General features: G+C 60.0%; 10 protein-coding genes. 2 read left to right on the plus strand and 8 right to left on the minus strand.

Translation table 11 applies throughout. The annotated features are described in order from the left end of the window. From ACZYOF_RS39690 to ACZYOF_RS39715, 6 genes are all read right to left on the minus strand, one after another. Nucleotides 1–499, minus strand: a 499-nt coding sequence (locus tag ACZYOF_RS39690; protein ID WP_463719156.1) for a superoxide dismutase, incomplete at its 3' end; no start/stop codon positions are given. A 567-nt stretch (nucleotides 500–1,066) separates the two neighbouring features. Then, nucleotides 1,067–1,360, minus strand: coding sequence for a hypothetical protein (locus ACZYOF_RS39695; RefSeq protein ID WP_130576926.1), 294 nt, complete (start codon nucleotides 1,358–1,360; stop codon nucleotides 1,067–1,069). A 78-nt stretch (nucleotides 1,361–1,438) separates the two neighbouring features. Next, nucleotides 1,439–2,041: a c-type cytochrome gene (locus ACZYOF_RS39700; RefSeq protein WP_463719162.1), complete on the minus strand. Its 603-nt coding sequence runs from the start codon at nucleotides 2,039–2,041 to the stop codon at nucleotides 1,439–1,441. Nucleotides 2,042–2,164: 123 nt separating this feature from the next. Beyond that, a complete protein-coding gene (locus tag ACZYOF_RS39705; RefSeq protein ID WP_463719157.1) occupies nucleotides 2,165–2,560 on the minus strand; it encodes a hypothetical protein in 396 nt (131 codons plus the stop codon). 194 nt (nucleotides 2,561–2,754) lie between these two features. Further along, on the minus strand, nucleotides 2,755–3,522 hold the full coding sequence (locus ACZYOF_RS39710; protein ID WP_463719158.1) for a sulfite exporter TauE/SafE family protein: 768 nt from the start codon (nucleotides 3,520–3,522) through the stop codon (nucleotides 2,755–2,757). A gap of 168 nt (nucleotides 3,523–3,690) precedes the next feature. Continuing rightward, nucleotides 3,691–4,635, minus strand: coding sequence for a transcriptional regulator GcvA (locus tag ACZYOF_RS39715; RefSeq protein WP_463719159.1), 945 nt, complete (start codon nucleotides 4,633–4,635; stop codon nucleotides 3,691–3,693). 119 nt (nucleotides 4,636–4,754) lie between these two features. Between ACZYOF_RS39715 and ACZYOF_RS39720 the strand changes: the two genes are divergently transcribed. Beyond that, nucleotides 4,755–5,003 (plus strand): DUF1127 domain-containing protein, encoded by a 249-nt coding sequence (locus ACZYOF_RS39720; RefSeq protein ID WP_282532190.1) that lies wholly within the window; start codon nucleotides 4,755–4,757, stop codon nucleotides 5,001–5,003. Further along, nucleotides 5,000–5,734, plus strand: coding sequence for a glutathione S-transferase family protein (locus ACZYOF_RS39725; protein ID WP_282532191.1), 735 nt, complete (start codon nucleotides 5,000–5,002; stop codon nucleotides 5,732–5,734). Before ACZYOF_RS39720 ends, ACZYOF_RS39725 begins: the two co-directional genes overlap by 4 nt. 289 nt (nucleotides 5,735–6,023) lie before the next feature. On the opposite strand, the gene ACZYOF_RS39730 is transcribed toward ACZYOF_RS39725, so the two are convergent. Together ACZYOF_RS39730 and ACZYOF_RS39735 are read right to left on the minus strand one after the other, a co-directional pair. After that, nucleotides 6,024–7,256, minus strand: a complete 1,233-nt coding sequence (locus ACZYOF_RS39730; protein ID WP_463719160.1) for an efflux RND transporter periplasmic adaptor subunit — start codon at nucleotides 7,254–7,256, stop codon at nucleotides 6,024–6,026. Between the two features lie 36 nt (nucleotides 7,257–7,292). Continuing rightward, on the minus strand, nucleotides 7,293–9,803 hold a 2,511-nt coding region (locus tag ACZYOF_RS39735), incomplete at its 5' end, for an efflux RND transporter permease subunit (protein WP_463719161.1).

Genomic DNA, 9,803 nt, shown 5'->3' on the forward strand with positions numbered 1-9,803 from the left:
AGTCGATGTGATAGGAATGCTCGTACATATCGAGCGCCAGGATCGGCGTGCTCCCGGCAAGCGTATGGCAGTGATCGGATGCCCATTGATTGAGGAGCTTCCGGTCACGCGGCGACCACGTCAGCAGTACCCAGCCGGAGCCGCCACCGAGCGCCTTGCCCATGGCAACGAACTCGGCACGCCAGCGTTCATATGAACCGAAATCGCGTGTGAGCGCTTCCGTCAGGCTCGTTCCAGGCTCGCATTCATCACCAAGGCCATCGAAGAACACTTCATGCAGGATCATCGAATTGCTTGCGATGAGCTGCTCACGCTTCAATCCGTTGAGCAGGAAACCCGGCGCGGTCGCGTAGTCGAGATCAGCAAGCTTCTCATCGATCAGGTTGAGGCGCTTTACCGCGCCGCCATAGTTGTTCTCGTAGTGGCTGATGATCATCCGCTCCGACATGCCGCGCACGCGGCTCGGATCGCAGGAAAGGGGTTTCATCGTGTAGGTCATGGCAGCCTCCTGACACATGGCCCGGCAATCAGCCAGGCGATGAAAATGCCGGCAGCCAAAGGCAGCGTCAGATCAGAAAGCTTGTATGATAAGATCTGGATAACGGCAGACATGATGCGCCCTTGGTTGAAAACCGGACGCGATTCTTGGGCATGTCGCCTCGTGGGGAGATCGCTTTCCCCATGCGCGCAAATAAGGCTGAGAGCGCGAACTTGTCAATGCGGAACGAGCCGAGTCTCCGCAGCGTGATGGACGACGGAACGCTTGGAACGACAGCGAACCTGCCCCTCTCCCATTCCGATCCCCGGTAGCTTAGCAAGGGCGCCGCCTTCAATCGGCTGCCGTGACGGTGTGGTCGCCGAAGTACCTGTGGCGGTCGGGCCCTTTGACCAAAGGCCGATACGCCCTGACACTGGCTGCGCCAGCGTGTCCTCAGGGTAGAACTTGCCGTCGAGCCAGCCCTCGACCTTGGTGCCGTTAATGCAATGGTCACGCTGACCACGCGGCGACTTCCATCGTCGCCGCGCGTCGCGTGAGGTTTATCGACTGATCGAAGCGCGGTGCCGCTCAGTCATCATCGTCGTCATCGATAACGCGCAATCGCCCGTTTTGCGCGTCCACGACGATCTTGCTGATTTGGCCCTGCTTCGAACCGACAGCTTCTAAGTATCGCCCGTCGCGGACAATTTGCACGTTCGACCAGCCATCAGACTGCAACTTCTGACGCATCTGGTCTTCGGTCACCGGCTGATCACCCGCAATGAACGCAGGACCTTGCCTCGGTTCCGCCGTCACCATTGCAATACCGGCGATGCCCGCCAACATCAGGCCGGCGGCCGCCCAGATAAATTTCCGAGTCATTGCGCTTCTCCTTTTCGTCGAGACGAATGCCCCCAAATCGAACGCATTTTCTTGCGCGAAGTGAAATACGTGGTCCTGTCATAGCCGCGCGAGGTAGTGCGCCAGCGCCGCGATATCCTGGTCGCTTAGTGGGTAGGCAACCTCGGCCATCGCGGCGACGCCGCCGCCGGATCGAACGCCGGCCTTGTAGTCGTGGAGCGCCTTCAAAAGGTAATCCTCGCGTTGCCCGGCGATACGGGCAACGGCTTTGCTGCCGGCATAGTTATCGCCGTGACAGGAGGCGCAATGTCCGACTGCCGCCGCCTTTTTGCCGGCGTCTGTCAAATCAGGATGATCGTCCGCCCCTTTTGCCGTCGTCGGATCGGCAGCCTTGAGCGAAGCGAAATATGCGCCGAGGTCGCGAACATCGTCGTTGCTGAGTTGTTCAGCAATGGGACCCATGACCTCGCTCTTGCGCGCACCGCTGCGAAAGAAAACCAGTTGCCATTGCAGGAACTGATCGGGCTGCGACGCCAATGATGGCGTGTTCTCTGTGGTGGAGACGCCCTTATCGCCGTGACATGCCGCACAGGCCTCCGCCTTGCTCTTCCCAGCATCTGTATCCGCGGCAACGCCATGCGTCACCGCACCGATCGGCACTGCCAGAAGGAGTGACAGCGATAGGCGTCTCCAATATTCCATCCTGCCAACCGATCGATCGCCAGCAACGTCGTGCATGATCAGATCCTCCGCAGGATGGTCTTTCCGCCGAACGCGCACCAGCGACGCATCCGGCAAGGCATGCTTGCAATACGCGCCACCGCCTTATTCCTTCCTGAGCCCGACGATGGTTTTCTCTCCGTCGATGGTCTCGACAGTGAGTTCGACCTCGTCGCCATAACGAACAGAATCGAAGAGTAGGCCGTCCTGTACCTTGAGGTCCGCAGTCGCGAGCGGTGTCAGGCGCACGGTGATCCGATCATCGCGTTGGTCCACCTCCGCGACGACCCCTCGCAACGTCTCTTGCGGCCTTGTCCGCGTCGCCAGCGCGGGGGCGAGATCGTCGATCTGAGTGGTGAGGACCGGCTGGGTCGCGTCACGAACCGAAGTGGTCGCCGGTACATCAAGAGGGCGCGACGCGGCATGCGCCGGAGCAAGTATCGCGCCTGAGATCGCGAGAGCCCGGAGCGTGCCGCGGCTTGTGCCGAGCAGGCGCCCCATCCAGATGCGTGACGAGTTTGCGCGAGAATCGGGATCGCGGGCGAAAAGTCGAATCCGAGAAGAGAAGTTGATGGCAGACATGCGGCGTCCTTGGTGAAGTACGGACGCGATTCTTGGGCATGTCGCCTCGTGGGGGGATCGCACGCCCCCATAGATCGAATAAACCGATTGCCGTCGCTCCTGTCAATCGGCTGTCAGATAACCAGCAAGACTCCCGAAATCAGCAACAAAGCGAGTACCAGCTTTCGGAACATCGCTTCGTCAATGTAGTCAAACAGTCTCAGCCCAAGCCATGTTCCGATTAGCAAGCACGGCAAACCCATCACGAAGAGTTTAACGGTCTCGCTGGTCACCGTTCCCTTTCCTCCAAGCCAGAGCGCAGACATGAGGAAGGTGGTAACGGCGACGGGCTGGAAGATCGTGCGTTGAACGTCCTTCGGCCAGCCGCGCAGGCCGCACCAGATCGTCACCAGTATGCCCGCTAAGCCGGTCAAGCCGCCGAGCATGCCGTTGAGGAAGCCAAGCGCAGCGTCGGCCGCGTTCCCTCCGATGGAAATCGGCTTTAGGCTGGGACGGAGAAGTGCATAGAGACTGTACGCAACGAGGAACGCGCCGACCGCGATGCGGACAGTTCGGGGATCTGACCAGGTCAAGAGAGACACGCCCGTCGGAACCCCGAGCGCGGCGCCGACGATGAACGGCAGCAATTTGCTCCTATCGAGCGCGCGGCGCAGTCTCCAGACTGAGTAGCCTTGCACCAGAAGACCGAAGCCGACGATCAATGTCGCGCTCTGCAGCGGCGTGAGGATGTAAAGCCAGAGCGAAGCCGCCACAAGCCCAAAGGCAAAGCCCGAGAGCCCCGCAACAAAAGCACCCGCAAAGGTCGCAAGCAGAAATAGCGGAAGTTCAAAAGTGGACCCGTCCATGCGCTCGCTCCATAGAAAAGCGAGCAGCGCTTGCATGGGGTCACCATTTTACGGGGAGGCTGCGACGACCCCGATCAGTAAAATAGCGCAAGGAGCGAACGGCCGCAACGAGCGACGGTCTTGCGCCGCCATTCCTATTCGCGACGGCGATCAAGGAAGGGATACTGACCGTTGCTTAATCTTCAATCGTTGGGTGAGCGCGGATCAGTCCCCGCTCTCTTTGAGCGGGTTCACGGACCAGCCCAGCTTCTTGAGCTGCCGCAGATCCCTGGAAGCCTCTGCCAAGAGCCAATCGCGGAATGTGACGATCTTCGGCTGGGCTGCCGTCGCCCTCGGACAAATGATCCAGTAGGTCTTCGAAAGTCGCAATGCTTCCGGAAACGGCCGCACCAGCCGCCCGTTGATCAGGTCCCACGCCGCCAATGTCGTGCGGGCAAGCGCGACACCCTGCCCGTTGATCGCCGCGTCGATCACCATGCTGGCCCGATTGAGCACGGGGCCGTGGATGATATTCGTGTCGTCGACGCCCGCCGCCTGCAGCCACTTGGACCAATCGGTTCGGCTGTCCATATGGATCAGCGGATAGTTGAGGATATCGGCCGGCTTGCCGAGTCGTCGGCGGCCCGAGAGAAGCTTCGGACTGCAAACAGCAAAGAGCTGCTCGGCGCTCAGCTTGACCGTATCGAGCCCCGGCCAATTGCCCTCGCCATGGCGCACCGCAAGATCGACTTCCTCTCGCGCGAAGTCGACGTGATGAAGCGTTGCGGAAACGCGAAGGTCGATCCCAGAATGAGCTTCGGCAAAATGGCCCAGCCGGTGAACGAGCCATTTGGCCGCGAAGTCCGGCGAGGTGCTGACGGTAAGGACGCCGGCGTTCTGGCGTTGCAGAAGGCGCTCTGTGCCAACCGCAATGCGGTCCAGCGCATCGCGAACGATAGTGAGATAGTCCTTGCCCGCCTCGGTGATGATCAGGCGCTGGCGCTCGCGATTGAACAGCTTGATTGCAAGCTCAGCCTCCAGCGCCTTGACCTGATGGCTCACGGCGCCCTGCGTGACGCAAAGCTCCTCGGCCGCGCGGGTAAAGCTCTCATGCCGCGCCGCGGCTTCGAAAGCCTTCAGCGCATTCAGGGGTGGTAGGCGTGGGCGCATCGCAAGGACTTCATGAGAAAAACTAGGGCGGGCCAGAGAAACGATGCTTTGCGGATAACGGCCCGCTAACTCTATTGAACAGCTCCAGTGTAGCATTTCATGAGATTTGGAGCTTGTCGATGTCAACCTTGATCAATGATACATCGCCGTTTCGATTGATCCGGTCGGCGATTCCGCGCACGCAACTTCACCGGGAAAATTCGGTGCGAAGGATCGACGCTCCGCAGCGTGGGCTTCGTGCTTGGGCCGCGCGGCGCAGGCTGCGCATGGCACTCCGCGATCTGGCCGACGACAAGCATCTGCTCGCCGACATCGGCTTGACGCGCGAAGAAGCGCTGGACGAGGCCGCCAAGCCATTTTGGCGATGACAAATGCGCCCGCCATAAACGAGGAAGGGGAGGAGCAAATGGCTGAACCGATTGTCTATGGCTTCCCGCGAAGCACCTACGTCAACATCGTGCGTCTGGTTCTGACGCACAAGGACGTGCCTTACGGCTTTCATGACCTCGAACCTGTGATGGGACAGCACGAGCACCTGGCGCTGCATCCGTTCAACCGGGTCCCGATCCTTCGGCATGGCAACTTTACGGTCTACGAGACCAGCGCGATCGCCTCTTATGTCGATGAAGCCTTCGAAGGGCCAAAGCTGACGCCGCACGACGCTCGCCTGCGGGCGCGCATGAACCAATGGATTGGTGCGGTGAACTCTTACTATTACCCTTACATGATCTATCACGTGACGCATGAACGGCTGGTCTTTCCGGAGCTTGGCATCGGATCCGACGAAAGGGTCGTGGCACATGCGCTGCCCAAGGTCGAGCTTGCCCTTGGCGTGGTAGAGCGTGAACTTGAGCACGGCCAGAATTATTTGCTCGGCTCGGAACTCACGATCGCGGACTTCTTCCTGCTTCCGAGCACCTTTGCCTTCAGTTTGACGGAAGAAGGCAAGGCAATGTACCCGAAATACCCATCCTTCTGTCGCTGGCGGGAGCGGATGGAGAATTTGCCAGCGACAAAAAAGCTGCGGGCTATTCTGCCTCCCCGCACTCCGATCGAGCATGCGCGCGAGTGGGCCAATTCGCACCGGCCGAAGTGTTAGCGCGACGATGTGAAACTTGCCGGGTGCTTCCGGCAGCACCAAGTTGACGATTCGGGAAAACGCAGACTTCCGGCGCAACGGAATAGGTTCGGGGCGCTGTAGCTGGCGCATCGTAGTGCCGGTAGGTCTCGATTTAGGTGGCTAAGCTCGGCGGATTGCAAGGCGGTAGGTCGCCGCGCGACCGATGGTTGGCGGCGGAGTAGCGGAAAACTTCCCCAATCGGACGACGACGACCATAGTCGCAATAAAAGGAATCCTTTCGGGCTGCACGGTGGCGTCTCTTACCGCACTAGGAATTCTCACGGACCATCTGCGGCTGGACCGCCGTACTTTGTGGCGGCACGCCTTTGGCATTGGCCACCACTGGCATCTCCTCCGACAGGCCGCCCATCACCTCGATGCGGCCATTATCGGAGAGGCCAATCTTGACGGGAAGGCGTGTGATCCGATTGTCAGTAACGGCATACACGAAATTGCCGTCGCCATCCGAACCTACGGCAGCTGTGGGTACGGTAAGCGCATCGGGCCGTCGGTTCATTTCCAGTGAGACTTCCGCATACGTACCCGGATAAAGCCGCTCGTCGGGATTGGGCAGATCGATCTCGGTACGCATGTCGCGGGTCTCGGGATCGAGGCGCAGCGAGAAGCGGGTTACCTTGCCGATGAATGGCTTACCCTCGAAACCAGACGGCTTGACAACTGCGGGATCGCCGACGTGAAGGTGAGACACGTCGTTCTCCGGAACGTCGCAAAACACCCTAATCGTGTCGATCCGCTGCAGTGTGAAAAGTGATCCTGCGGACGGCGTGGTCCGCGTGGCCGCGGCGGCCTGAACCAAATCGCCCCGGTTCACCTGGCGCCGCGCCACCACTCCATCGAAAGGCGCTACGATCCGCGTATAGGCGAGCAGCGTCTTGATCCTCTCCACTGTGGCAGCGGCTACATCCACCTGGTGAGCCGCGAGATCGCTGTTTGCTTCCGCGACGCCGAGATCCGCCTCGGCAATAGCCGCGTTGGCGTGCACCTGATCGAGTGTCCGGTCGCTGATGAAATTCCGTCCCTCACCGAGCTGCTCCCGGTCCTTCGCCAAGGCGTTCTGAAGCGTCAGCTCAGCCTTGTTGTGATCTAGCTGACGCCGCGCGCTCTCCAGCGCACTTCGCTTGGATTCCAGCTCGGCCTTGGCTACGGCAAGCTCCTGGTTCATTTCTGGAACGTCGATAACAGCGAGCACTTGACCCATCCTCACGTGATCGCCGATATCGACCCGAACCTCCGACAGGTATCCCGAGACTTTGGCGAAGAGATCGGCTTCCTCAAAAGCTTCGAGCGTTGCATTTGTTTGAAGACGTTGGGCCACCGTGACTCGGCGTGGCCGCACAACCTCGACCCGCGGAGGGTTGTCGACATTCGTTTGCTTCACTGGTGATGGCGATGCCGCCAGGTGTTGCCGCTCAACAGCGATGGTTCCTGCTGCGACGCCGACTAACAAGACCTTGATGACCGTTCGGCTTGTGAAATTCATAGTACGTCACCTTTAGGATCCATTCTGGCCATTCGCCTATTCCGCCGCCAGCTCGCGGGACTCTGCTGTTCGGTCGCCAGGATACCGCACCGATTCCGGTTCGAAATGGCGGCAATGCGGGTCGTCAGGATCCAGCGACGCGGAAATCGGCGTGCGTCGCGACTGGAGCATGGCTATGATCGAGGGCAGTATGATGAGCGTAACGCAGGTTGCGCCGAGTAGACCGCCGATGACCGCCCGCCCAAGAGGTGCACTTTGCTCTCCGGTTTCGCCTAATCCGAGTGCCATCGGCAGCATCCCCGCCAGCATCGCGAAACTCGTCATCAAGATCGGGCGCAGGCGGCTTCGTGCGCCTTCCATGGCGGCCTCCCACGGCTCGCGGCCTTCAGCGCGGCTGCGCTCTGCGAAAGTCACAAGCAGGATGGCGTTTGCCACGGCAACGCCGATTGCCATGATCGCGCCCATGAACGATTGAATGTTGAGTGTGGTCCGGGTCAACCAAAGCATGATTACAACTCCCGCCACTACGCCGGGAATCGTCAATCCCACTGCCAGGGAAAGCCGAAACGACTGGAAGTTGGCGGCGAGCAGCAGAAGGATGACGCCAACTGCTGTCAAAAGCCCCAAACGGAGGCCGCCGAACATCTCCGCCATCGGCTGGATCGCCCCGCGCAACGTCACACTCACCCCATTTGGCGGCTTTCCCACTTCGCTGATCGCCTGCTGCACACGGCTTGCTACGCGTCCGAGATGCTCGCCATAGATGTTCGCGCTAAGCGTCAGCATCCGTTGCATGTTGTAACGGTCATATTCGCCGAGCGCGGTGCTATCGGTAACGTGAGCAACGTTGCGAAGGTCGATCTGTTGGCCCGATCGGCGAGCGATTGGGAGGTTCTTCACCTCTTCCAGGGAATTCATCCGGTGCTCAGGGATCTCGACTTGCACCTGATATCCAATGCCGCTCTTTGGATCGGGCCAATAATTGGCCGAGGTGTAGCGACTGGATGAGGTGCCCGGGACAATCGATTTCGCCACGTCATCCGTCGTCACACCCAGAACGCCCGCTCGCTCGCGGTCGACGGCGACAGCAACCGTCGGGTAATCAAGTTCCTGCTCGAATTCCAGATCTCGCAGCGTCGGCACCTGTCCCAGCTTCGCTCGCAGCTTATCGGCATATTGGCGGCTGTTGGCGAAGCTCGGCCCGCTCACAGCGACTTCGATCGGGGTTGGCGCGCCGAAGCTCATCACCCGGCTGACAATGTCGCTTGGCTCGAACGAGAAGCGTACACCGGCGAGTTCCTGCGGCAACTTCTTGCGTAGCCGCTCCTTCAAATCCTCGATGCGGATTCCGGCACCACTCTTTAGTTGCACCTGCAGCACCGCTTCCTCCGAACCCGAACTCCAGAGATAGATGGTATTGATCGGGTAGTTGGGTGGCTGCGTTCCGACGAAACCAAGACTGATGTCCACATTGTCGGGCCCCACCTCGCGCTTGATGATATCGAGCGTTCGTAGCGCAATCTGCTCGGTACGCTCGATCCGCGTTCCCGCGGGAGCCCTAAGATGCAATTGCATCTGGCCGGTATCCACGATCGGAAAGATCTCCGTGCCGAGCGAGCTGCCGACCACGAGAATTATGGCACCGCTCGCAACGAGATAGGAGAGCACGACCATGCGTCGGCGCTTCATGACCGCGCGCGTGAGCTGATCGTATCTGGCGCGGAGCCGATTAAAACGGCCCTCTTGCGATTTGTGTTGCATGTCCGGTTTGCGCAGCATCCAGACCGACATTACCGGCACAAAGGTGCTGGAAAGCAGATACGACCCTACCATCGAGAAGCCGACCGCCAAGGCGAGTGGCACAAAAAGGTTGTGCGCTGCGCCGGTCATGAAGAAGGCTGGAATGAACACCGCCAGAATGCAGAGCATGGAAACGAAGCGGGGCAGCGTGGTTTCGGCCGTGGCCACGCTTGCGGCACGGGCAAGGCTATGTCCATCAGCGAGACGCGTGTGGATGTTCTCGATGGTGACGGTCGCTTCGTCGACCAGGATGCCGACGGCCAACGCCAACCCGCCCAGCGTCATGATGTTGATCGTCTGACGCGATACCCAAAGCGCGATCACCGACGCCAGTATCGCCAGCGGAATATTCAGGACGACGACGAGCGAACTGCGCCAGTCCCGCAGAAAAAGCAGCACCATGAGACCCGTGAGAACCGCACCGAGCGCCCCTTCAACGAACAGGCCCAGGATTGCGCGAGTCACGTATGGGGACTGATCGAACTCGTAGCTTACCTGAACGTCGCCTGGCAGTACGGATTGGAAGCGTGGCAAGTTGGCTTTGACGGCCTGGACGACCGCGAGGGTCGATGCGTCCGCTCGTTTGGTGACGGGGATATAGACGGTGCGGCGCCCATCGACTAGTGGTTCATCACAGTGATTTTGACGTTTTGATACCGAGCCATTCGAGGATCGGCAAGTTTTCGGGTGGCAGGAGAATCTCGATGCTTCGGGGAACGCCGGGCTGACGGCGAATGAAGCCGTTTC

Source organism: Bradyrhizobium sp. LeoA1Lang (genome assembly GCF_055413685.1).

Excerpts from the sequence above, each read along its gene's own strand:
- ACZYOF_RS39710 (WP_463719158.1), bottom strand. The coding sequence starts at position 3,522 with ATGCAAGCGCTGCTCGCTTTTCTATGGAGCGAGCGCATGGACGGGTCC.
- ACZYOF_RS39715 (WP_463719159.1), bottom strand. The coding sequence starts at position 4,635 with ATGCGCCCACGCCTACCACCCCTGAATGCGCTGAAGGCTTTCGAAGCC.
- ACZYOF_RS39705 (WP_463719157.1), bottom strand. The coding sequence starts at position 2,560 with ATGGGGCGCCTGCTCGGCACAAGCCGCGGCACGCTCCGGGCTCTCGCG.
- ACZYOF_RS39695 (WP_130576926.1), bottom strand. The coding sequence starts at position 1,360 with ATGACTCGGAAATTTATCTGGGCGGCCGCCGGCCTGATGTTGGCGGGC.
- ACZYOF_RS39725 (WP_282532191.1), top strand. The coding sequence starts at position 5,000 with ATGACAAATGCGCCCGCCATAAACGAGGAAGGGGAGGAGCAAATGGCT.
- ACZYOF_RS39730 (WP_463719160.1), bottom strand. The coding sequence starts at position 7,256 with ATGAATTTCACAAGCCGAACGGTCATCAAGGTCTTGTTAGTCGGCGTC.
- ACZYOF_RS39700 (WP_463719162.1), bottom strand. The coding sequence starts at position 2,041 with ATGGAATATTGGAGACGCCTATCGCTGTCACTCCTTCTGGCAGTGCCG.
- ACZYOF_RS39720 (WP_282532190.1), top strand. The coding sequence starts at position 4,755 with ATGTCAACCTTGATCAATGATACATCGCCGTTTCGATTGATCCGGTCG.